General features: G+C 50.2%; 21 protein-coding genes. 7 read left to right on the top strand and 14 right to left on the bottom strand.

What is annotated here, in order from left to right; translation table 11 throughout:
- Positions 1 to 7 precede the first annotated feature (7 nt).
- The 6 genes from rfbB to ABFD83_11495 all read right to left on the bottom strand — a co-directional run bounded on the left by rfbB (position 8) and on the right by ABFD83_11495 (position 4,827).
- Positions 8 to 1,015: a dTDP-glucose 4,6-dehydratase gene (rfbB, locus tag ABFD83_11520; protein ID MEN6357699.1), complete on the bottom strand. Its 1,008-nt coding sequence runs from the start codon at positions 1,013 to 1,015 to the stop codon at positions 8 to 10.
- Between the two features lie 222 nt (positions 1,016 to 1,237).
- The gene (locus ABFD83_11515) at positions 1,238 to 1,666 is read right to left on the bottom strand and encodes a PIN domain-containing protein (protein ID MEN6357698.1); all 429 of its coding nucleotides are present in this window, start codon (positions 1,664 to 1,666) and stop codon (positions 1,238 to 1,240) included.
- The gene (locus ABFD83_11510; protein MEN6357697.1) at positions 1,653 to 1,910 is read right to left on the bottom strand and encodes a hypothetical protein; all 258 of its coding nucleotides are present in this window, start codon (positions 1,908 to 1,910) and stop codon (positions 1,653 to 1,655) included. The genes ABFD83_11515 and ABFD83_11510 overlap by 14 nt, the downstream gene beginning before the upstream one ends.
- A 66-nt stretch (positions 1,911 to 1,976) precedes the next feature.
- The gene (locus tag ABFD83_11505; GenBank protein ID MEN6357696.1) at positions 1,977 to 3,245 is read right to left on the bottom strand and encodes a HEAT repeat domain-containing protein; all 1,269 of its coding nucleotides are present in this window, start codon (positions 3,243 to 3,245) and stop codon (positions 1,977 to 1,979) included.
- Between the two features lie 16 nt (positions 3,246 to 3,261).
- Complete coding sequence (locus tag ABFD83_11500) at positions 3,262 to 3,717, bottom strand: dTDP-4-dehydrorhamnose 3,5-epimerase family protein (protein MEN6357695.1); 456 nt, start codon at positions 3,715 to 3,717, stop codon at positions 3,262 to 3,264.
- Between the two features lie 45 nt (positions 3,718 to 3,762).
- Complete coding sequence (locus tag ABFD83_11495; GenBank protein MEN6357694.1) at positions 3,763 to 4,827, bottom strand: glucose-1-phosphate thymidylyltransferase; 1,065 nt, start codon at positions 4,825 to 4,827, stop codon at positions 3,763 to 3,765.
- A gap of 334 nt (positions 4,828 to 5,161) precedes the next feature.
- Here ABFD83_11495 and dnaK point away from each other — a divergent pair, with 334 nt between their 5' ends.
- The 6 genes from dnaK to ABFD83_11465 all read left to right on the top strand — a co-directional run bounded on the left by dnaK (position 5,162) and on the right by ABFD83_11465 (position 9,922).
- The gene (dnaK, locus tag ABFD83_11490; protein MEN6357693.1) at positions 5,162 to 7,006 is read left to right on the top strand and encodes a molecular chaperone DnaK; all 1,845 of its coding nucleotides are present in this window, start codon (positions 5,162 to 5,164) and stop codon (positions 7,004 to 7,006) included.
- Positions 7,007 to 7,314: 308 nt separating this feature from the next.
- Positions 7,315 to 7,746, top strand: a complete 432-nt coding sequence (locus tag ABFD83_11485) for an Hsp20/alpha crystallin family protein (protein MEN6357692.1) — start codon at positions 7,315 to 7,317, stop codon at positions 7,744 to 7,746.
- Between the two features lie 91 nt (positions 7,747 to 7,837).
- Positions 7,838 to 8,758, top strand: a complete 921-nt coding sequence (locus ABFD83_11480; GenBank protein ID MEN6357691.1) for a J domain-containing protein — start codon at positions 7,838 to 7,840, stop codon at positions 8,756 to 8,758.
- Positions 8,759 to 8,848: 90 nt separating this feature from the next.
- Entirely contained in the window at positions 8,849 to 9,181 is a 333-nt protein-coding gene (locus ABFD83_11475) for a MerR family transcriptional regulator (protein ID MEN6357690.1), read from the top strand.
- A gap of 115 nt (positions 9,182 to 9,296) precedes the next feature.
- Positions 9,297 to 9,503 (top strand): cold shock domain-containing protein, encoded by a 207-nt coding sequence (locus ABFD83_11470; GenBank protein MEN6357689.1) that lies wholly within the window; start codon positions 9,297 to 9,299, stop codon positions 9,501 to 9,503.
- A 92-nt stretch (positions 9,504 to 9,595) separates the two neighbouring features.
- The gene (locus ABFD83_11465; GenBank protein MEN6357688.1) at positions 9,596 to 9,922 is read left to right on the top strand and encodes a DUF4405 domain-containing protein; all 327 of its coding nucleotides are present in this window, start codon (positions 9,596 to 9,598) and stop codon (positions 9,920 to 9,922) included.
- Between the two features lie 3 nt (positions 9,923 to 9,925).
- Here the strand turns inward: ABFD83_11465 and ABFD83_11460 are convergent, their stop codons facing one another.
- The 7 genes from ABFD83_11460 to ABFD83_11430 form a co-directional block, all read right to left on the bottom strand.
- On the bottom strand, positions 9,926 to 10,552 hold the full coding sequence (locus ABFD83_11460) for a DUF47 family protein (protein MEN6357687.1): 627 nt from the start codon (positions 10,550 to 10,552) through the stop codon (positions 9,926 to 9,928).
- A gap of 24 nt (positions 10,553 to 10,576) precedes the next feature.
- Positions 10,577 to 11,608, bottom strand: coding sequence for an inorganic phosphate transporter (locus ABFD83_11455; protein MEN6357686.1), 1,032 nt, complete (start codon positions 11,606 to 11,608; stop codon positions 10,577 to 10,579).
- 161 nt (positions 11,609 to 11,769) lie between these two features.
- The gene (locus tag ABFD83_11450) at positions 11,770 to 12,810 is read right to left on the bottom strand and encodes a deoxyguanosinetriphosphate triphosphohydrolase (GenBank protein MEN6357685.1); all 1,041 of its coding nucleotides are present in this window, start codon (positions 12,808 to 12,810) and stop codon (positions 11,770 to 11,772) included.
- Position 12,811: 1 nt separating this feature from the next.
- The gene (locus ABFD83_11445; GenBank protein MEN6357684.1) at positions 12,812 to 14,626 is read right to left on the bottom strand and encodes a hypothetical protein; all 1,815 of its coding nucleotides are present in this window, start codon (positions 14,624 to 14,626) and stop codon (positions 12,812 to 12,814) included.
- Positions 14,627 to 14,813: 187 nt separating this feature from the next.
- Positions 14,814 to 16,508 (bottom strand): RNA-binding domain-containing protein, encoded by a 1,695-nt coding sequence (locus ABFD83_11440; protein ID MEN6357683.1) that lies wholly within the window; start codon positions 16,506 to 16,508, stop codon positions 14,814 to 14,816.
- A 33-nt stretch (positions 16,509 to 16,541) separates the two neighbouring features.
- On the bottom strand, positions 16,542 to 17,858 hold the full coding sequence (locus ABFD83_11435) for a glycine--tRNA ligase (GenBank protein ID MEN6357682.1): 1,317 nt from the start codon (positions 17,856 to 17,858) through the stop codon (positions 16,542 to 16,544).
- 229 nt (positions 17,859 to 18,087) lie between these two features.
- Positions 18,088 to 20,466 (bottom strand): heparinase II/III family protein, encoded by a 2,379-nt coding sequence (locus ABFD83_11430; protein MEN6357681.1) that lies wholly within the window; start codon positions 20,464 to 20,466, stop codon positions 18,088 to 18,090.
- A 404-nt stretch (positions 20,467 to 20,870) separates the two neighbouring features.
- Here ABFD83_11430 and ABFD83_11425 point away from each other — a divergent pair, with 404 nt between their 5' ends.
- Positions 20,871 to 21,464 (top strand): type 1 glutamine amidotransferase domain-containing protein, encoded by a 594-nt coding sequence (locus tag ABFD83_11425; GenBank protein MEN6357680.1) that lies wholly within the window; start codon positions 20,871 to 20,873, stop codon positions 21,462 to 21,464.
- Here ABFD83_11425 and ABFD83_11420 read toward each other — a convergent pair.
- A complete protein-coding gene (locus ABFD83_11420; GenBank protein ID MEN6357679.1) occupies positions 21,458 to 22,294 on the bottom strand; it encodes a hypothetical protein in 837 nt (278 codons plus the stop codon). The genes ABFD83_11425 and ABFD83_11420 overlap by 7 nt on opposite strands.
- Positions 22,295 to 22,433: the final 139 nt, after the last annotated feature.

Here is a 22,433-nt window from a genome sequence, read left to right as displayed (position 1 = left end):
TGTCAGGCTACTTTCTATTTGCGTACCACTTCTCCGCGAACTCTTTGTTGTCCTTGCCCTCTTTGATTGGCCGCCACCAGGACTCGTTTTCCATATACCAGCGGATAGTGTCACGCATGCCGGTCTCGAAGTCGTGCGTGCGCGGCCAGCCCATCGCCAGGAGTTTGGCGGAGTCGAGAGCATAGCGGCGGTCATGGCCTGGACGATCCTGCACATGCTTTATCAGGCTCTCGTCCTTACCAGTAACCTCGAGGATGATCTTGATGATCTCGATATTCGGGCGCTGATTGTTGCCGCCTATATTGTAAATCTCGCCCGGCTCACCCTTGAGCATTACTGTCTCGATGCCTGAGCAGTGATCGAGCACGTGCAGCCAGTCGCGTATCTGCATGCCGTCACCGTAGACGGGCAGGGGCTTGCCTTCCATCGCGTTTGATACAAACAGCGGGACCAGCTTCTCGGGCTGCTGATATGGTCCATACGTGTTCGAGCCTCGGGTGACCATCACGGGCAGGCCGTAAGTGCGGTAATACGACTTCGCAAGCAGCTCACCCCCGGCTTTACCTGCCGAGTAGGGGCTGTTGGGCGATACGGGGTCGGTCTCTTTTGAGAAACCCTCTTCAATATCGCCATAGACCTCGTCCGTAGATATCTGTATGAACTTCTCTACGCCGTACTTTTTGGCAGCCTCGCAGAGTGTGAAGACACCCATCACGTTAGTGGTCATGGTGTTTTCTGCGTCGTTGATCGATCTATCCACATGGCTTTCGGCTGCGAAGTTGAGCACTATATCCGCGTCATCTACCGGCTTTGCCACATCATCGGCATTTCTGATATCACCCTTCACGAACATGAACCTGGGGTTGTCCCTTACATCCTCCATGTTCTCCAGGTGACCGGCATACGTGAGAGCGTCAAAGACCGTGATGCTCAGGTCATCGTGCCTGCCGAGAATATATCTTACAAAATTGCTTCCAATAAACCCGGCACCGCCGGTGACGAGAAGGTTTTTCATGTTGGTTATCAGTCCTCGGTTGTCAGTTTATGAGTTTGCAGTTATTGTGGTAGAACCAAAAATGCAAATCGCTTTGCAACAGCACTATAAGACCCCAGATCAAAAAGCATACGCCTAATGCTCTAACGAGCATCAGAAAATTAGTAATTCCTTTTGCAATTGCATAGATGAAATCAAAGGTTCTCTGCTTGGGACTCCGCTGTTCGCAAGGTGCGTTGTCGTTCACTTCTCCGGTTCCTCGAACCTGCTCACTCCATTGACACTTGACAGCTTCCTGTCAAATGACAGCAAACGCCCTTTGCACTGCTCCAATGCGGCTGCGCAGGCACAGGCATCGCCAAAATGGGGGATATCATTTGCAAACAATTCCAGTGCATGAATATACCGGGATTTGTCCGGCATAAGAAATCCGTCCATTTTCACTATAGGCTCCAAGCCTTTGTATATTACGCTTCTTTCCTGCTCATAAAAGCGAAAGAGAACATATACGACCTCGGACAAAGTCACCGGCTCACAAAGCACTTGCAACTTCCCATCTTCAACGCCTTCAATTATTGCGTCCGCTTTTGGAGTCAGTTCTTCATTGTCCTGGAGCAGGTATCGTAAAATAACATTGGCGTCGATTGCAAAGGGTTTGCTACCTGCCTTCATTGGCTGCCTCTTCCGCAATCATCTTTTCGGTCTCTGTTCGCACCGTTTCCCAGTTAGCAGGTTTATTCTTGGCTGCCTCGTGAAATATGCCGCGAACTTCTCTCACAGACCTCACTGGGCGCAAGACAGCTTCATTATCTCGCAATTCAATCTCTACTTTTGCCCTCTGCTTAAGGCCGAGAGCCTTACGAATACTCAGCGGCACGGTAATCTGCCATTTGTCGGAAAGATGTGCAGTTGTCATACAAATCACCTCACGTATACTATATACCACATTTCCGACAATGTGACAACAGTATGGCGCATAAAATCAATAGTTCCCCACCAATGACCAGGCCACCGGATTGAATGGCTGGCCAAGGTCCTGACGCAGATCACAACTCCAGGAAGCAGCGCGGCTGCGAACTTTATTGCCGGCATCATCAAGAAGCGTTTCGATCAGGTCCAGACACCGCTGACCGAAAACAGGCAGATTTCCTGAACCAATTTCCCAAATCGATTCCAGAACCCAGGTGCGGACGTCACTATCAGGGTCAGTCAGCATGCACTCCAGAATGCCAATCGATTTTTCAGATGCGATGTTGCTGAGAGCACATGCAACCATCTCTCTTGAGTGCTTAACGCCGAGATTTGCAATCCGTGATAATTCTTCAACGGCCTCATCTCCAAATATACCTATCGCTCCAGCGACTTCGGTGTCCCAGTCTTCATCTGCTTCTTGCACTATTTCAAGAAGTCTGGGCAGCACACGTTTATCACCGCATTTGCCAAGTGAAATCAACGCAGTGTAATCAAGTTCAGGCACATCAAGTAATTCGGTCAGTCTGTCAATTGCCGAAGCGTCACCTATCTCACCCAAGGCATGTATAGCTTCCTTTTTTGCTTCCGGTGAACCATTGACCGTCACTTCAATTAGGCGTTCCACTGCTAACGTGCCCAGTCCAATCAACCCCCATTCAGCACTTCCCTCTGAATAGTCACCCCATCGGTTGCACATGTAATCAATTAAGAGATCAAGTGCACGGATATCACCCAGCTTGCCGAGTGATGAAGCGACATCGAAACGGAGAGACTCATCATTGAGGTATTCCGCCAATGGTTCGATTGCTGCCGGGTTTCCAATTTCCCCTATTGGTTGAACAACAGCTTTGCGTGCTTCATGCGTCCCGCATTGCCAGATGTCCAGCAAGGCAGGCAAAGCCACATTGCCCATCCACATAAGCGCAAATGCAGCATGCGTTGCTGCATGGGGATCATTCAATGCATCCAATATAACTTTTGACAATGGCTCGATTGATTTTATCCCACCGAGTTTTCCAGCCGCATCAACAGCATCAGCTCGCACTTGCGTATCTTCATCGTCAAACAGCGCAAGCACAGCCGGGTATCTGCGTTGGTCACCTATTTCACCAAGGGAGAAAGCAGCTCTCCAGCGCACCTGTGGGTTAGCATGCTTGGTCGCCTCTATTAATCGCTCCACAGATGCTTTGCCTGAGCGTATAAGCGCACATTCAGCTTTTAGCTGGATGTCATTATCTGGATTGCCGAGTTCCTGTATGAGTTCGTCGATGTGTTCCAACAATCTCCCTCAGCTTCTACGTAATCTTAATATCCCAATTGTAAGGAATATTCGTGCTATCATACGCCTCTCGATACTCGTCGGGTTCCTTCGGGTTGTAGAGGTTTGTCGGGAAGTTAATTAGCAGCGACGGCTCCACCCCTACAGTCTTATACCCGTGCATCGTGCCGACCGGAATCTTCACCAAAATGGGGTTATTGTCGCCCATAAAGAACTCGTTGACCTCACCGTAAGTGGGCGAGTCTTTGCGGGCATCGTAGACCACTGTCTTGACCATTCCCTTGACCACCACCCAGTAGTCGTCCTGCTTCTTGTGATAGTGCCACGCTCGGATCACACCGGGATAGTTCATACTGATGTATGTCTGGGCGAACTTGCCGAACTCCGGCCAGTCCTCGCGGAGCATTTCCATAAGATAGCCGCGCTCGTCGGCATGCCGCTTAAGCTGCTTAACAATGATTCCTTCTATCATTTTTCACCTTTCCTCAACTCACAACTCTTAACCCATAACTCTCAACTAAATAACGCTTACAGCGCTGTTGTCTCCTACCATCATGCGATACGCTTTAGGTATTTTGTGGTCCTTAGCGATCTTGACGTTTTTGCCTATTAGGCTGTCTTCCAGTCGGCTGCCTATACCCAGCACCTGAGAGTCTTCAAGTATAATGCTGTGCTCGACCTCGCTGGCTATGATCTTGCAGCGATCATTGATAGATGTATATGGTCCGACAAAGGCATTTTCAATAACGCATTCCTCGCCTATAATCGCTGGCCCGCGCACGCAGGAGTTGATTATCCTGCTGCCCTTGCCTATCTTCACTCTTCCGGCAATTTCGGATTCCTTGTCTACCTCACCCAGCACGTCCAGCTCGATCCCGTCGAGTATGATGCGGTTGGCTTCGAGCATATCCTCGAGCTTGCCGGTATCTTTCCACCAGCCGGTGATGATATGGCTATTGACCTTATAGTCGTGATCCACCAGGTACTGAATGGCATCAGTGATCTCAAGCTCGCCGCGAGCGGAGGGCTTGATAGCGTTCACAGCCTCGAATATTGTCGAGTCAAACATATAGACGCCTACCAAAGCGAGGTCTGTCGGCGGCTCCTTGGGCTTTTCGATCAAGCGGACCACGCGCCCTCCCTCAAGCTCGGCTACACCAAAAGACTGTGGGTTGGGCACATGCGCCAGGAGTATCTGCGCGTTTGCATCCGATGCGCAGTAGTCGTCTACAAATGAAGTAATGCCGTCCTTGATAAGGTTATCGCCCAGATACATTACAAAGGCGTCGTCTTTTATGAAATTCTGTGAGATCTTTACTGCATGAGCTAGGCCCAGGGGAGCTTCCTGGTGGATATATGTGATCTTCACTCCCCAGCGCTTACCATAGCCGACGGCGGCCTCCACCTCTTCATGCGTGTCGCCAACCACGATTCCTATATCACTTATGCCAGCGGCCTTCACGGCCTCGATAGTGTAGAAGAGAATCGGCTTATTGGCAACGGGCACGAGCTGCTTTGCGCCGGTATAGGTGATCGGCCGCAGCCTAGTTCCCTTACCTCCACTCAATATAAGAGCTTTCATATCAGCCTCCATGCGCCTCCTGCGATGACTGGATTATAGTAATGATAGAAGATCATGTCAATTTACGTGACGGATGTGGTGGTTCCTTCTCCAACACCTGACACCCAACCCCCAACACCTTATATAATCGGCTTGCAAGCTGCCTATCCGCAGTCTGCCGTAAAAATGCAAAAAACTCAAGAGAATTGTTGAAGAGTCCTAAAATGTGGGTATATACCACTTGACAGTATTGCACTCAAGTCATATAATTATGGGTGCAGGCAATGATACCACAGCGGCCTTGTTTGGGCACGCATAAAATAGGGGTATCCACTATCCGCGGAGGTGAACTCAATTGGCCAAAACAGTAGGTATTGACTTAGGCACCACCAACAGCGTGGTTGCAGTGATGGAGGGCGGCGAACCGGTCGTAATCCCGAATTCCGAGGGAAGCCGGACGACTCCTTCCGTTGTAGGTTTTTCAAAGACCGGTGAACGTCTGGTAGGCGTAACCGCCAAGCGCCAGGCGATCCTTAACCCTGATCGCACAATCTCATCCATCAAACGTGAGATGGGGACCGATCACAAGGTCACCATAGACGGCAAGGGCTATACGCCGGAAGAAATTTCGGCTATGATCCTGCAGAAGCTTAAGGCGGACGCCGAGGCTTATCTGGGAGAGCAGGTGACTCAGGCTGTCATCACAGTTCCGGCATACTTTAACGATATGCAGCGAACGGCCACAAAGCAGGCTGGTGAGATCGCGGGCCTCAAGGTCCTAAGGATCATCAACGAACCGACAGCGGCCTCTCTCGCATATGGCCTGGAGAAGAAAGGCAACGAGACCATTCTTGTCTGGGACCTGGGCGGCGGGACTTTTGATGTATCGCTGCTGGAAGTAGGAGAAGGCGTATTCGAGGTCAAGTCGACTTCGGGCGACACCCGTCTGGGCGGCGACGACTGGGACGAGCGCATAGTCAACTGGGTATGCAGCGAGTTCAAGGCTCAACAGGGGATCGATCTCAAGAACGATAAGCAGGCCCTTCAGCGTGTGAAAGAGGCCGCTGAGAAGGCAAAGATCGAGCTTTCAAATGTAGTCCAGACCAATATCAACCTTCCTTATATTACTGCGGATGCGTCGGGACCCAAGCACCTGGATATGAACCTGACCCGAGCGAAGTTCGAGGAGCTTACCAATGACCTGCTCCAGCGCTGCGTTGGCCCATACAAGAAAGCAATGGAAGACGCAAAGATCGGCGAGGGACAGATCAACGAGATCGTGCTTGTCGGCGGATCGACCAGAATGCCGATGGTCCAGGAGTTGGTGAAAAACCTCGCCGGTGGTAAGGAACCGCACAGAGGCGTGAACCCTGATGAGGTCGTGGCTATAGGCGCTGCGATTCAGGCGGGTGTCCTGGGCGGCGAGGTCAAGGACGTCGTACTCTTGGATGTTACTCCGCTTACGCTGGGTGTCGAGACCCTCGGCGGCATCACCGATAAGCTCATCGAGCGAAATACGACCATCCCGACCCGTAAATCAAAGACATATACTACGGCGGCCGACGGTCAGACAGAAGTTGAGATCAACGTATTGCAGGGCGAGCGCGAGATGGCTCAGTATAACCACAGCCTCGGCAGGTTCCATCTGGCCGGTATTCCGCCTGCGCCAAGAGGCATTCCTCAGATTGAGGTCACATTCGACATCGATGCTAACGGCATCGTAAATGTTTCGGCTCAGGATAAGGCGACAGGCAAGCAGCAGTCGATTACGATCAGCGGCTCGACCAGGCTCTCCAAGGACGATATCGATAAGATGATGAGAGACGCCGAAGGTAATGCTGAGGAAGATCGCAAGCTCAGAGACGCTGCCGAAGCCAAGAACAAGGCGGAACAGTTGCTTTACTCTACCGAGAAGACCTTAAAGGACCTCGGAGACAAGGTATCTTCGGAGGACAAGCTGGCAATCGAAAGTGCGCTGAGCGAGTTGAGATCGGCTGTGGAGTCTAACGATGCGGCGCGGATCAATACCGCATCCGAAGCGCTTCAGCAGCATGCATACAAGCTCTCACAGATGCTCTACGAGCAGGCTTCCAAGGCTCAGGAGGGCACTCCTGAAGGCCAGGCGCCTGAGGGACCGGCAGCCGAAGCGCCAAAGGAAGAAGACGAAAGCGTAATCGACGCAGAGTTCAAAGCAGAATAAAGAATAGGTATTAGGTGTTGGGTGTTTGGTGATGGGGTGAGGTTATCTTCCCTAACACAAATGCCCAATGACTATAAGCTATAAGGTGTTGATTGAGGTGTATGTCAAATTCACGGAAAAGAGTTGTTTCGGGAGCCCTTCTCCCGAAACGCCCCTAGTGCAGCAAGGTATCGGGACAGGGGTGTCCCGATACAACGGGGCTTATTCCGCAGATGTGACAAGCACCCTGTTGATTGGATGGAGGGAAGGCTCTCCCTTCCCTAACATCCAATACCCAACACCCATCACCCGAAAGGAGCGGACAGCAAATGATCAGCAGATGGGACCCATTTCGAGACATTAGTGTTTTACAGGACAGAATCAATCGAGTTTTCAACGAATCGGCAGGTCATGCGGAAAATACGTCGAGCAGGACTTGGTCGCCGGTCGTAGACATTATCGAGACTCAAAGCGACCTTGTTGTTCGCGCTGAGCTGCCGGGGATGAACCGGGATGATATCGACATAGAAGTCACCGGCGAATCCCTGACTATTCGCGGCGAGCGCAAGTTCGATGAAGCTGCCAAGGATGAATATATACGGGTTGAGCGGCCGTATGGGCCGTTTCAGAGATCGTTTAGCATAGGAGTGCCGGTGCAGCCGGACAAGGTCAAGGCAAGCTACCATGACGGTCTGCTGGAAGTTACTATTCCGAAAGCTGAAGAGACCAAACCCAAAAAGATAAAAGTAAACGCAGAATAGGGTGCCAGGTGTCGGGTGTTAGGTGTCGGGTTATGAATGCGCGTCTTTTCCCTAACACCTAATACCCAACACCCATCACCTGGAGAAGCCGGTGGCCACGAATTATAAAGATTATTATAAGATACTGGGCGTTGATCGGAGTGCGTCTGAGAAGGATATCAAGTCGGCTTATCGCAAGCTGGCTCGCAAATATCACCCCGATGTAAACCCCGGCAACAAGGCCGCCGAAGAGAAGTTCAAGGAAGTAAGCGAGGCTTACGAGGTTCTCTCCGATAAAGATAAGCGCACCAAATACGACCAGTTCGGCCAGTATTGGGAGCAAGCCGGGCAGGCCGGTCCCGGACCGGGTACGGGATATCCCGGCGGCGACTTTACGTTTGACTTCGGTGGTTTCGGCCAGGGAGGGCAGAGAGTAGATTTCGGCGGCGAAGGCGGCTTTGATCTCTTTGAGATGCTCTTTGGAGAAGGCAAGCGTGCGGGAGGCGCAACGCACAGACGGCGCGCGGCTCCGACAAAGGGCTCAGATATCGAGTCGGAGATGGAGATATCTCTTGAAGATGCCTTCACCGGTACCAAGAAATCATTTTCGTTTAATGGTCGCAAGATAGAAGTGAGTATACCCAAGGGTGTTCGCGACGGCCAGAAGATAAGACTGGCCGGCCAGGGCGAGGAAGGCATTGCCGGGCGTGGAGACTTATATATTCGCATAAAGATGCGCCCGCATAAGGTTTTTGAACGTTCTGACGATGACCTGCGAATGGAAGCACCCGTGGATTATATAACCGCAGCTCTTGGCGGTGAGATAACTGTCCCTACACTGTCCGGTCGAGTGACTATGAAGGTCCCGCCCGGCACCACCAGCGGCAAAACGTTCAGGCTTCCCGGCCAGGGCATGCCCAGGATAAAAGACGGTGGGCGGGGGAATCAATATGTTAAGGTGAAAGTTCAGATACCAGAGCATATGTCCGCCAGGGAACGCGAACTACTAGAGGAAATCCGAAAGCTGCGTTGAGACATTTGATAGTAGATGATATGTGCTGGGTACAGGCCCCATCACCTAACGCCCAACACCTGTCACCTGATGTGAAAGCGAGGGTTCACTATGCCACGCGTTGACAAAAATGAACCGTTATATTTGATTGGGGTTGCCGCAAGACTTTGTGAGCTGCATCCTCAGACTCTGCGTATGTACGAGCGCCTGGGGCTGGTGCGTCCGGCAAGACTCGGCAGAAAAAACCGCATGTACTCCGAAGCCGATATAGACCGGCTCAGACAGATTCAGCGTCTGACTCAAGACATGGGCGTTAACCTGGCAGGCGTAGAAGTAATTCTTGACCTTCTGGACAAAATGACGCACATGCAAGAGCAAATGGAGAGTGAAATGGAACGAATGCATCAGCTCATGGAGGAGAGAATAAGGCGTATGCAGAAGTAAGATAAGTAAGCAGCCTAAAATGCTGCAAAAAGTGGGTTTACAAAGTGAGTTTTCGGTGCTATAATCCGTTCACTGGCGTAAATCCGTGTGGAATTATCTGAAGGAGGGTGAGAGGTTGCGAGTTGGTGTCGTAAAGTGGTTCAACGACGCTAAAGGTTATGGCTTCATCGCTACAGACGAAGGCAAAGATATCTTTGTGCACTATTCGGCTATTAATATGGATGGCCGAAAGACCCTTTTTGAAGGGCAGCAGGTGGAGTTCGAGATTGCCGACGGTCCCAAAGGCCCACAGGCATCTAATGTCTCCGCTGTGTCGGCGTAGAACCCAAAATACCAAAGAGAGTGTGCCCCGAGCATTGATGCCGGGGCATTATTTCTTCATCCTCACAAAACCTTGCGCATTCGGAGGGTCAAATGAGAAGTACAGTATCGTTGATATTAATCCTGTCGTTCGCGGCGACAGCAGTTACCGGCCTGTTGATGATGTTTGCCCATATTCGCCAAGTGACACCGGTGCATGAACTGATGGCCCTCGTGATGGTCATTGCGGCCGTCTTTCACCTTATCTTGAATGCCAAGTGCATCGGGAGCTATCTCAAGCACAAGCCAGTGCTTGCCGTGGTATTGCTGGCAATAACTATTGCGATTACCTCGTTCCTTGTGCTGGCCAACCCGCATGGACGAGAAGGTCATGGCGGACCCGGGTTTGAGCATGGCCCGCGCGCAATAGACCGAGACTGATTTCTATGCGTTCTTGAGTGCGACAGCCTCTACAATGTTGGCCGCATCTTCGCACTTGTCGATGGCCATTTCCAGGTGCTCGTAGAGTTCTTTCCACTTAATTACTTCGATGGGGTCTTTTTCATTTTTGAACAGACCTGCAATGGCGTTGCGGCTGACCTTGTCTCCCTCGTTTTCAAGCCGGTTGACCTCAATCCAGCGCGACTTCATGCTTTTGACATCCTTGAGGTTCTTCATACTTTCCGTAAGGGCGAGTGTCTCCTCGGCAGCCCGTAAAACAATGTTCGCGAGTTCTTTTGCCTCGGCGCTTATTGACTCTACGCCATATAGGTTCAGTCGCTGAGACGTGGCGTTGATGAAGTCGAGAATGTCGTCCAAAGCTGAACTTAATGCGTGGATATCCTCGCGGTCTATCGGTGTGATAAATGTTTTGTTGAGCTTTTCGATGATCTTATGTGCAATCTCATCGCCAAAGCTCTCAGTCTTTTCGATCTTCATTCTTTTTTGATCTACGTCTGTGTAGTCCTCAAGCAGGTCCTTAAGTAACACAGCCCCTTCGACTACATTAGTAGCCTGTGCTTTGAACAGATCAAAAAAAGCTTCTTCTCTTGGTATAATCCTCAGGCCCATATCCGGCCTCCATTTCTTTAACGGCTATTGGCAAAAGTGGATTAGTGAATAGACTCCCGACGCCATAAGCGCGGAGAGCGGCATAGTCAAAATCCATGCCCAAACGATCCTTCCGGCCACTCCCCACTTTACAGCGGAAAGCCTGTGTGTTGCGCCTACCCCGACAATCGCACCGGTGATGGTGTGTGTGGTGCTGACGGGAATACCCGCCATTGTTGATCCAATAATAGTTATTGCGCCTGCTGTCTCTGCACAGAACCCGCCGACCGGCTTGAGTTTTGTTATGCCGAGTCCCATAGTCTTTACAATTCTCCAGCCGCCGGACATGGTGCCGCAAGCGATTGCCATAGCGCAGATCAGCTTCACCCAGATCGGCACCGGTATACTTCCATTTGCCATTGGCTGCAGATGGCCCGCAGTCAGCAAAACCACGGCAATAACACCCATTGTTTTTTGGGCATCGTTGGTGCCATGACCGATGCTGTAAGCGGCAGCCGATAAAAGCTGCAGATGCCTGAACCAGTTGTCGACCCTGCTCGGCGAAACCTTCCGGAGCAGCCACATAACGATCACCATAATGGTGAAGCCGAATACCATACCGATCAGAGGGGCGAACACAATAAATGCGGCAATTGTATCGATCTTCTCCCAGTTCAATACGTTTTTCATGGAACCGGTCAAAATGTGGGCGGCAGTTAGACCTGCACCGGCAAGCCCTCCGATCAGAGCGTGGGAAGAACTGGTCGGCAGTCCAATATACCAGGTAATGATGTTCCAGAAAATTGCTCCGCATAGCCCCGACAGAGCTATTATCAGCATTGTATGAGATGAAAAGATCGCTGCGTTGACAGTCTTGCCGACCGTATCGGCAACATGCACGCCAAATACAAGAGGAGCCAGAAAGTTAAAAAAAGCCGCCCATATTACTGCCTGAAACGGTGAAAGAACCTTTGTTGCGACAATAGTTGCAATCGAGTTTGCCGCGTCATGGAAACCGTTCAGAAAATCAAAAATGAGGGCGACTACGATAATCGTTATTACTATGTATAGTGACATTCAGACCTGCTTGCTGCCAAAAAATAATATGGGCAAATGACGGCGATTTGGAGACCACTCATCAAAGTTCGAGAGAGTGCCGCCTTTCAAAGAGGTTACCTCCGCCCATTCATTCTACATGCGTGGGCACCACTGAGTCAAGCAATTTGTGAGTCGGCCTGTTACTTAACAAATCTGAGCGTGTAATCTTTTTGAGCATAACGGTCGGTCATGCCTGAGATGAAGTCGCAGACACAGCGAGCCAGTTCATTAGTGTCTTTGTTCAATTCGAAAGACTCACCATGCGCCGAATGCAGTTGATCCGGGTCGGCCATGTAGAACCGAAAAAGCTCTTTAAGCACTTCACCTGCATTTTTTAACTCAGCGATTCCGACTACATCGCGGCCGTAAACATGCTTGAAGAGGTAGTCCTTGAGGCGGTTAGTGGCTTTTCGGAATGGTTCGCTCATTCCTATGGCTTTGTGCTCGGCGGAGTAATATATGATATCCTCGACCATTGCTCCAATCCTGTGCGAGTGGCTTCTGCCAAGGATTTCGACACAATCCGTCGGCAGATCATCCTCGGTGATAATGCCGGCGCGGATTGCATCGTCTATATCATGGTTTACATACGCTACACGGTCGCTGATCTTTACAACCCTGCCTTCAAAAGTGGAGGGTCCGCGGGAATCAATCACAAGGTCTGCATTGCCCTTGGAGTGGTGCAGAATGCCGTCTCTGACCTCGTAAGTCAGATTAAGCCCCTTGCCCTTGTTTTCAAGCACATCGACCACTCTCAGGCTCTGCTCAGAGTGTCTGAAAGAGGCGTCCGGCACATATTCCCGAATTACCTCATCAAGCGCAGCTTCACCGGCATGGCCGAACGGAGTATGACCGAGGTCATGACCCAGAGCGATTGCTTCAGTGAGGTCTTCATTGAGGCGGAGCGCGCGTGAGATGGTGCGGGCAATCTGCGCGACCTCCAGAGTATGAGTGAGCCGCGTGCGATAGTGGTCCTCTTCCGGGTCAATAAATACCTGCGTCTTGTGTTTGAGCCTGCGAAATGATTTGCAGTGTATTATTCTGTCACGGTCGCGCTGAAAGCAGGTTCGCACACTGTCCTGCGGTTCCGGGCGTAGCCTGCCCTTCGACTTGCAGGCGAGTATTGCATCGGCTGAGAGTATTTCTTTTTCGAGTTGTTCGTATGTTTCGCGTATATTCATGTTAATTATCCGGCCGATAGAGCTTGATGCGCCATTGGCTGTCACATACTATATTATAAGCCTTCGGGTCTTTTTCTTGAGCTAGTTTAATCCTCAAATCGGACCGTCGTGCGATCAGGCGAGACGCAGCTTGCAGTATGCGAGGCTCAGGAGATGTCATTCCGGCTTTGTCTACAACAACAACATCCGAACCTTTAGGCAGTCGGCTCATAATATGCGCTGTCCGGCTTACTGCCGACCTGACTATTTGTCCGGAATGAAGCCATGTTAGGTTTCGCGAAATCGACATAGCGGTCCATGGCAATATAATAATCGCTCCCGCCAGTATTCCAGCCCAAGCTCCAATAGGTTTTACGGAAGTATTTTGTTTTTTGTTCTCTGTCAAACGAATACATATGAGCGCCAACAGGAATATCAATGCTGTCGGCTGCTGTGTCCAAAATGCAAGACAGGACAATAACACATACTCATACCGCCGCGACGGCCGTACGCGGCAGGCAGGGTCGTTTATAATGAACACAGCGGCTATGGCCAGCGGCACAACCAGGGTCAGCCAGATTGGGAAATACCCGACACTTGATAGAGTCACGGATAAATATTCGAGCAATGTAAAGATGCAAGCCGCAGCAAGTGCTGCAGTGCATTTGGCGTGGTCGAGTTTGTCTTTTTCGTCTGATCCGCTTTTCCACAACATTACGATCAATCCGGCAGCAATTGAAACTGCAGGCAGCGCAGCGCCTATTGAAACAATCCATACCACGAGCAGAGCAGCAATAAACCGTGTAATGAAGGGAACGGGGCGTTCGACCGCTGAAAGCCGCTGCACAAGAGCCGCAATGCACAGGCATATTCCTATAGCTGGTATATAAAAATAGCGGCCCGCCGGCGCCAGATACTTCAAGGCTATTCCAATAGATAAGCCTGTAGTGATAAGCCAGAAAATTCCGGGCCTAAGACTCGGATACAGTAGCCAGAGTGCTATCGGCACAACAACGAGAATTGCAGGCATCCATATTTCGCTTGCTGCGAAAATCGGCAGGCCCATACTTGTCGGCCACAGCACGAAGGTCGCCGCTCTGCGCAGCAACTCAAGACTCACGCGGGCATTCGCATTGCCTAAAGTATGCTGGCATTGACCTTCCATATGCATGAAGAATGCAAATGCACCGACCATCATCAGGCATGACGCAAACCAGACAATCCACTCGCGCCTGCTTCTATTTGTATTATTAAACAATGGAAGCAATGGCAGCACAGCGATCATGCTCGCTGACTCTTCCTTAAAAAAAAGCGCACTCGCCCACACAACAGCGCATAACACTCCTCTGATAAGCACTGAAATGCGGTCGGACAAGGCGATGAGAGCAGCAGCCAGGCAAAGCGTGGTGGCGGCAATACCGGATATATCCGATAACCATGCCGCTGCATTAGTGCTGAGTGGAAAGACTCCGAACGCCAGCGCACCGACTGTTGCCGCCGACTGGCCGAATTTCAATCTTCTGATAAGGTGATATACCAGGGCAACGTTAATCAGATGCAGCATTAGTTCGACTATATGCCATGCACCTGCATTCAGCCCGAATGCTTTATACAGCCCGCCGAAGGCAGCAAGAAAGAGCGGCCTGTAGAACCACTGTCCGAACAACCATGGGTTAAATCCGGGTTGGGTGACTGTGGTCAGATGGCCCCAGTCGTCCTGCTGGAAGTAAGAAAAAAGGGAGGGAATGTATATGATGAAAGTCAGCGCCAAAGGAGTAAGCCAATATTTGGCATCACTCCACCTGCAGATTGAGCTGTTTTGTTGGTTGTTTTGCATTTACAGTGTGTTAACCACATGTTCGCACCGGGCTAAAATCTGACGTATTATCAGGCAGCTAACAAGGTATGCTTTGCTAGAATCTTTGTTAAAAGCTTTGTTAATCGAGCCAAAATGGCCTGCTTTAGCAAACAATATCCAGGTAATCGCAGTATCAGCAACAAACAATGTTTAACAGTTCATTGTTTTACTTCTCATTATGGTTTGATAAATCGTCATCGCTTTTAACTATCTGCCAGCGCGGTTTTGGTCGAGTACCTGTATTGTATATTTTTCCCTCACGTGCTAATTCGGCAAGCAAATTATGAATCTTAGATTTCTTCTGAGATTCTGTGAGTACTTCAGGCAGCTTCTCCAGAAGCAGAGCATTAATATCTTTACGGTCAACAGGCCCGTGCTTATTTACCAAAGCCAAAATCGCATCGAGATAATACTTCTTGTCAAACCCTCTATCGCGAATATAGCGCGCTTTCTGCCCAGTGGCTTTTGCAATAAGAGCAGCAACAATTATGTTTGGATAGCGCCCTTCCACTAGGTTTGCAGCTTTCAGTCGACGATGTGCATCACGCGATATTGGAAGTTGTTTTTGAACACGATCCAACTGGATTACTTGCCACAGATCAAGATTTCCATTAGCCATCAACAAACGCGTATATTGCTCATCGATAATCCTCCCTTGAATTTTGACAGCCACTCGATCCGGCTCAGTGAAATCAAAATCTGGCAAAGGGAAGAACCTCTGCATCTGCGTTCGGAACATACGCTTGATGCCGCCGCCTTGTGTATCAATCATATTCAACCCAACCATCGCCTCAGCTAGGACCGGGTTGCGATAGATTTCTAACGGCGCATCTTGACATATAACTGTTTCTATGTCTCCAGGCAAGAAACTGCCCATATTGGTTAACAAAATTGAATCTGACGTCTCCACGATATTTATTCGACCGTGAAGACTATAGTCCTGATGAGCAATACAATTATGAAGAGCCTCACGTATTACCCATGGGTCATATTGAGTAATTTCTTGCGGAAATAATGTACCACTAGGTAGAGTACGAATAGTCAGGTTGCGAATACGGCTAAGCACCTTGTCCACTGCTAGAACAAATGGTGGTCCAAAGTGTTCATAGTCCAACTCCTGATTGTGTGCGTCTTTCAGTATCCAAGATATTTTTGCCACCGCTGGTGATAATAGCGCGGCAGATTCAGGTTTCCCAAGTAGCACTATTGCTGCATGACTGATAGCCCCTTGAATTGTAAGCTTAGCCTTGTTGAGAAAAGTTATATCATCCCAACTATCAACATCAGCGATTTGTCTAGGGTTTTTGATTTTGAACTGCTCTCGAGCCATCTGTATTGCAACAGAATCAAGATCAGCTATTGTTGCCCTTTCGCAGACCTGTGCAGACCAATCTGTATGGCGATTCCAAATAGCTCGTTCCTTGTCTGGGTGTTTTTCCAAATTTGTTTTACTTGAGCCAATTCGGATGAATGCCTTCCCATAGAATTTAACCGGGCGATCCCAAGCTGGGTGTATTTCAAATAATACTATGCGTCCATTAGGATGATTGACAATATGAACTTCAAAACCGGTATTGGGCTGCAATCCACTTCTTAACCAAATCAGCAGACTCTGGTTACCTTTTCCTTTGGCAGTGTGTGGGTCAAATTTGGTATCTACTACATTATGAGACTCATCATCAACTCCAAACAATATATATCCACGAGGTTTTCCCGCCAGACATGCACCGTTAGCTAAGGCTGAGATGTACTCTCCGAGTTCTTGCGGTTCATATCGGTTTCTCTTGAACTCCAGCCATTCGGTTTCGTTTGTCTCGTTGCACAGCCGATCAACGAGTGCAATGAGTTCGGGATTACTCATTGGATATTTCTCCTGGAAGATTGAAACCTAGTCTTAGCAGTCCACATTCTCTAATTTATCCCTCAGATACTGCTTTACGCCTTCTATGGGCATTCTGATCTGCTGCATACTGTCTCGGTCGCGGATGGTGACCTGGTGGTCTTCCTCGACTGTCTGCACGTCCACGGTTATGCACCAGAGTGTGCCGATCTCGTCCTGCCGGCGATATAGTCTGCCTATGGAGGCTGTGTCGTCATACATTGTCGGGAAGGCGCGCTGCAGGTCATGCGCAAGTTTCTTTGCCGTCTCGACTATCTCGGGCCTGTTACGCAGAAGCGGCATAACCGCGGCCTTTATCGGCGCAAGGTCTTTGCTTAATCGTAAAACAGTGCGCTTGTCCTTCTTTTCGCCCTTTGGAATTATTTCCACATCATAAGCGTCCAGCAAGAACGCCAGGGTTGCTCTGTCTGCCCCGGCTGACGGCTCGATAACGAACGGAGTTACATGCTCGCCGCTGGCTTCGTCGAAGAAAGTCAGGTCTTTGCCAGATCCTTCAGAGTGCTTCGAAAGGTCGTAATTTGTGCGGTTGGCGATTCCTTCGAGTTCACCCCAGCCGAACGGGAATTTATACTCGATATCGGTCGTGCCCTTAGAGTAGAACGCAAGCTCAGCCGGATCATGCGCTCGCAGCCGCATGTTTTCTTCTTTCATGCCCAGCCTTGTATACCAGTTTTTGCGCTCGTTGATCCAATATTCGAACCACTCGTCATCGGTGCCGGGCATACAGAAAAACTCCAGCTCCATCTGCTCGAACTCGCGTGTGCGGAAGGTGAAGTTGCCCGGGGTTATCTCGTTTCTGAATGATTTGCCCACCTGGCCTATTCCGAACGGCAGCTTCTTGCGTGTCGCCTGCTGAACGTTGGTGAAGTTAACGAATATTCCTTGGGCGGTCTCAGGACGCATATAGACTACTGCGGCGCTGTCTTCCAGCGGTCCCATGTGAGTCTTAAACATGCAGTTGAACTGCCGCGCTTCGGTAAGCTCGCCGCCGCATGCCGGACATTTCTTGACATCTTCGAGGTCATCTGCGCGGAAGCGCTGCTTGCACTGCTTGCAGTCGACCAGCGGATCGGTGAAGTTTTGCACATGGCCGGATGTCTCCCAGACTTTTGGGTGCATAAGAATAGCGGAGTCAAGGCCGACCACATTGTCGCGGGTAGAGATCATATACCGCCACCAGGCTTCCTTGACATTGCGCTTAAGCTCAACACCAAGCGGGCCGTAGTCCCATGTGCTGCCCAGCCCGCCGTATATCTCAGATGATTGAAAAATAAACCCGCGCGCCTTGCACAGGTTTACGATGGTCTCCATTTCTACGTTTGCCAATTGACCGGTTCTCCTGTTTTTTACTGACATTGTAATTCTAAAGGTTCAAGCGGTAATGGTCAAGCGAGCCTGGCAGTGTATCAGTCAGATTGAACCGGTCCAGGATTGCGGTCTTGCTTTCTTGAACTTCTCGGTTGTGTTTAGGGGGTAGAACTATACCGCGCATGGCTCCTGTCTAGCAGAGAGAACGAATATACAAGACAGGAGCACCTAATTAATTCTTGTGTGGATGCATTTCACCGGCAATCATGTGCCCGGCTATTCGTAGAGTGGCGTAGCCGTCAGTATTATAGGCTTGTGCTCGCACACCGTTCACTCTCATCGCCCGCGCGTTGGTCCTGATCTTTACCATGCCGGAGGCCTCGCCGTGATATTTCATCTGTGGACCTCTCTCTTCAAATACCAGTTCGAGGCAGCCAACCTGTGAAGAACACTCCAGTATGGATTTACCGTTCCATTTCAGCCACGAGCCTTCGGAGATCACCATAGACCTGATCTCACCATCACATGTCCTGACGGCTGCAAAACTTGCATCAGTTTCCAGTTCTAATCCATTTTGAGTGGCATTTTTTTCGACGTCGTCACATCCCCTTATATACAGATACTCAACGCTTTCTTTCTTTGTCAGCGTGATCAGGTTCCGGTCTCTTTTCATAAATATTTCATCTGCTTCAGACATCGGCGCCAGCACTGCCAAAAAAGACGCTTCTTTTCCCTGCTGGCGGCAGCGCAGTATCGGCACACTGTTTTGTGCGGTGTCGGTGGCGCAGTTACCGAGAGCAATCTCACCTTTACTTCCGAAGTGCCATATTCCGGCGGCAAGAACGCCATTTGAAAGCTGCCAATCGACCCTGCATTCGCCGGATGTCTTGTATGCTTTCTTCCATTCTATCATCGGAGTATTTGATTTTGGGACCTCGATAGATTCCGCGCAGCCATGCAGGCGTGCAATACCCTGACAGCGCATCAGCCAATCGTAGTTGTGCTCATCATCACCCGTCAGGTTGTCTTGGATGATGCAAATGCGGTCCAGAATTATTATCTTCCGCTTATGACTTACGCCTGGGTAGCAATTGCTCGCGATACACTCGACCCCTTGAATAAATGTGCCGTAACACTGAGCGGTTAGTCCGCTTTTACCTGCAAGAGATTGTGATTTCTCATCAACCATCACCGTATTATGCGCGGCTGTGCTTTGCGACCACTCGGAAATCGCGCTGCTGCAGAGCGGAGATGTGCCGTAATCCGCAATCACTACATCATCACCGGCAGAAAGTGTGAAACCGAGTCTGCTGAGATGATGGTTGTTGTGAGCGTAATAATCTACGGTTGCCATCAAGTCATCGCCGCTTCTTAATGTACATATTCCCAGCGATGGATAGTCTTCGCTTTTGAACAGCGGAGCTGCCGAACGGCCCGGCAAGTCACGTCCGAACAAAAACGCATAAAAACCCGACCTGCTGAAGCGCTCGGGATGCTGGAGATGGTAGTTGTTTGCCGGATCCTGACCAAATTTATAGCCTTTTTTCAGAACCCACGAGAGTTCCGGGTCTCCCCATCGCCTGTAAGCCACTTCATAGAGGTCAAGCGGAAGAAATGAGTCGAATTGTTCATTGCCTATTGCCGGGAAGCGGAAAGAAGGATACATAAGGTTCAGCGGAGCCAGGAACATTGCTTTGAGTGATCGAGTCTGCGAACCCATGGAAAAAATGTCGATTCCCCCATGGTAACAAGCCTCGGCAAAATATAACAGTGCGGATGTCGCGCTAAAATGAGCATTTAGATGTTCCGGTAAAAGCCCGCCGTCACCTATTTGTGTAGATATCCATTTTCTATAGGAGTCAATAGAGGCAGCCACCAATTGAGCATCTTTAGTGCAAAGCCCGATCACGCCGACTGCGGATAAGTGCCAAGCTCCCGGCACACCCGCATCTTCGAGGTCTCGAAATCGGTTTGCAAGCGGCCTGAAAAGCTGTGTTTCGATTGCTGCTCTTTCGTTCTCATTGAGGCTTCTTGAGTAGTAAATCAGATCATATGCTTGGGTCATCGCTATAGCCCAAGCGGCTTCTGCGCTGGAATCCCGTACATTTTCGCGGCAATTGCCGAGCCTCCGATAATACTCGCTGTACATAAGCAGTATTTGGGCGGCTTTGTCGGAGTAGGTTTTGTCCTTCTCGATGCTGTAGACAATAGCCAGCGAGAGTGCGGCTCCTGCCAGGCGGGCGTGTTGCGTATGTCGAGTCGGGTCATTAGAGACTTCACCAGTCCCGCTATCGCATACGGACTTGCCCATTTCTGTTTCGGGCTCTGGGATCTGAACTTCTTTCTCCAGCCATTGATTTGCTGTCGACAGCAGGCCCGCGCCTACATAAATGCCATGGCGAAGGTCCGCGGGCTGCAGATAGAGGATCCTTTTCCAACCATCCTTGGTCAATCCGCGCCGCAGCACGCTCAGTTCACGTTCGTTTATCAGCACGAACGGTCTCGGAGACATATTAATTACTCGCGACAGTTGCCCGATGTTAATACTGCCTTCCGAAACGCGCGCAGAGGGCTTGGCTTTGCCCGCAGCGCTTAGCTTCCATTCTACCATTGTGCTCTGCTCCAGTTATCCAGTTCTAAGAACTCCGTTCCATGATGCGCGCAATCCACGCGGCACCAGGGGCCGGATGGCTTACCAGGCAGGCCTTGGCCAGCATTGCACAGCAGTTTAGATTAAGATGCCAATGCAAACATCTATCATCCAGGTATTTCACATACCGTGCTGCCTGCCAGCTACAACTGAGCAGTACTTCCCCACAATCAATACAAACTCCTGCACGAAATTAACGATTAACTATCGAAATCACCGAGAAACATCTGACTAAACATTGGATTTCGTTTGATTGCTTCTTAGGCTCTTGTTTATTCACACACACCAGCGGGTAGCTCTTATGAAGATGTGCCAATAGGGAAGAACAAAAAATCTAACAATTGTACAGCCGATGGAGGGTCGAAATGTCGGGAAACAAGCTCGAAAACATACGCGTAGCCGCAATTATGACTGACGGCTTCGAACAAATTGAGTTCACAAGCCCGCGAGATGCTCTGCAGGCCGAGGGCGCCGTGGTGCATATTCTTTCACCGGCCGAGCGGCTTGTTCAGGGCATGCATCATACACATATGGGTGATAAATTCGAAGTGGATGTGCCTATAGATCAGGCAAACACAGAGGACTACGATGCCGCACTTATACCAGGAGGGGCAGTTAACGCTGACAAGCTTCGAGAAAACAAATCAGCGCAGGATTTTCTTCGCTATATGAATGAGCAGAACAAGCCCATAGCAGTTATCTGTCATGGGCCATGGCTGCTCATATCGGCTGGGCTTGTTCGAGGGCGAAAGATGACATCGTATCACACCATCAAAGACGACCTGGTTAACGCAGGGGCGATATGGGTCGACGAGCCTGCAGTGGAGGACGACAATTTCCTCTCAAGCCGCAGCCCGGGTGATTTGCCTGAGTTTAATAAGCATCTGGTCAATAAACTGGCACAGCTTGAGCATGCACACGCGCACCTGGCAGCCGAGTATGACTTGCCGGACTATTGAGACGCTTTGATAACCTCGGCTTCGCGCGCATCCGACCACACAGGAAATGCCAGCGCCGGGCCGGAGACGGTGTAACTATGGTCTTCTCCGTCAATTTTATAAGCAAACACAATCTTGTATTCTGACAGTTTTAGACCGGATGGAACCGGCACGAAGCCTTTATCATTGTACAGTCGGTTGGTTGCAGGAGATTTCACAACACGCATTGTCATGGTTGATAAGATCTGCGGATCGGATACTGCCCGCCCGGTAAATTCTTGCGCTTTCTGCTTGCTCTTTTCGATAGAATCGGCTGCAGACTCTCCGATCAGAGAAAGCGGCATCTCGCTGTCGGGATGTGCCTGCATTTTTTGAGCCTTGAAAATACTCAAAACATATTGCGGGTCAAATTTGGCCAGATGAAGGCCGCCGTCGGACCTAGCAAGCGCTTTGCCGTCCGCGTCGAGGGAGCCGTACAGGTTCCACGCAAAAGACGATATCCAATCAGGCGACCCGATGTTTATGCCAGAACCTATAGCCGTCAGGTCGTTCGAGTACCGTATCCATTCGTTATATGAGTTCTCCCGCAGACTCATTAATGGGACTACATCATCCAGTTCCAGACCCGAGCTGTTTAGCTTCGATTTCAGTTTGTCCAGAAAGTCGGCAGATATCAATTGTCTGTGGTGATCCCGCCATCCGAGCGCAGATCCGGTGTCGGCCCAACCGACCAGCAGATCATCTTTCTCATTGAAAAACCACGCATAGTCAGTGTCCATCAAATACTTTTGTGGTCTAAGGTTGGTAAGTGTGCTGGCCACATCTGTCTGCTTGACAAACAGCCTATCCATATTTTGGCACCCATAATTGATAAGGGTAAACCCCCGGCTTTGCCGGGGAGACTCCCATAGTTTGACATATGCTGGAGTCGTCCATCATGCTCAGTTTCAGGAACCGCTCAAAGTTTCTGAAAGGAGCAATAAATGGACG

It is taken from the genome of Armatimonadota bacterium (genome assembly GCA_039679645.1).
Classification (GTDB): Bacteria; Armatimonadota; UBA5829; order UBA5829; family UBA5829; genus UBA5829.
The sequence above is the reverse complement of the archived record's forward strand: the minus strand, read 5'-3'. Positions and strand labels throughout refer to the sequence as shown.

What these genes read in the sequence shown, in the direction of transcription:
- rfbB (MEN6357699.1), bottom strand. Translation starts at nt 1,015, where the DNA reads ATGAAAAACCTTCTCGTCACCGGCGGTGCCGGGTTTATTGGAAGCAAT.
- ABFD83_11515 (MEN6357698.1), bottom strand. Translation starts at nt 1,666, where the DNA reads ATGAAGGCAGGTAGCAAACCCTTTGCAATCGACGCCAATGTTATTTTA.
- ABFD83_11510 (MEN6357697.1), bottom strand. Translation starts at nt 1,910, where the DNA reads ATGACAACTGCACATCTTTCCGACAAATGGCAGATTACCGTGCCGCTG.
- ABFD83_11500 (MEN6357695.1), bottom strand. Translation starts at nt 3,717, where the DNA reads ATGATAGAAGGAATCATTGTTAAGCAGCTTAAGCGGCATGCCGACGAG.
- ABFD83_11495 (MEN6357694.1), bottom strand. Translation starts at nt 4,827, where the DNA reads ATGAAAGCTCTTATATTGAGTGGAGGTAAGGGAACTAGGCTGCGGCCG.
- ABFD83_11485 (MEN6357692.1), top strand. Translation starts at nt 7,315, where the DNA reads ATGATCAGCAGATGGGACCCATTTCGAGACATTAGTGTTTTACAGGAC.
- ABFD83_11475 (MEN6357690.1), top strand. Translation starts at nt 8,849, where the DNA reads ATGCCACGCGTTGACAAAAATGAACCGTTATATTTGATTGGGGTTGCC.
- ABFD83_11465 (MEN6357688.1), top strand. Translation starts at nt 9,596, where the DNA reads ATGAGAAGTACAGTATCGTTGATATTAATCCTGTCGTTCGCGGCGACA.
- ABFD83_11460 (MEN6357687.1), bottom strand. Translation starts at nt 10,552, where the DNA reads ATGGGCCTGAGGATTATACCAAGAGAAGAAGCTTTTTTTGATCTGTTC.
- ABFD83_11455 (MEN6357686.1), bottom strand. Translation starts at nt 11,608, where the DNA reads ATGTCACTATACATAGTAATAACGATTATCGTAGTCGCCCTCATTTTT.
- ABFD83_11450 (MEN6357685.1), bottom strand. Translation starts at nt 12,810, where the DNA reads ATGAATATACGCGAAACATACGAACAACTCGAAAAAGAAATACTCTCA.
- ABFD83_11445 (MEN6357684.1), bottom strand. Translation starts at nt 14,626, where the DNA reads ATGCAAAACAACCAACAAAACAGCTCAATCTGCAGGTGGAGTGATGCC.
- ABFD83_11440 (MEN6357683.1), bottom strand. Translation starts at nt 16,508, where the DNA reads ATGAGTAATCCCGAACTCATTGCACTCGTTGATCGGCTGTGCAACGAG.
- ABFD83_11435 (MEN6357682.1), bottom strand. Translation starts at nt 17,858, where the DNA reads ATGGAGACCATCGTAAACCTGTGCAAGGCGCGCGGGTTTATTTTTCAA.
- ABFD83_11430 (MEN6357681.1), bottom strand. Translation starts at nt 20,466, where the DNA reads ATGGTAGAATGGAAGCTAAGCGCTGCGGGCAAAGCCAAGCCCTCTGCG.
- ABFD83_11425 (MEN6357680.1), top strand. Translation starts at nt 20,871, where the DNA reads ATGTCGGGAAACAAGCTCGAAAACATACGCGTAGCCGCAATTATGACT.
- ABFD83_11420 (MEN6357679.1), bottom strand. Translation starts at nt 22,294, where the DNA reads ATGGATAGGCTGTTTGTCAAGCAGACAGATGTGGCCAGCACACTTACC.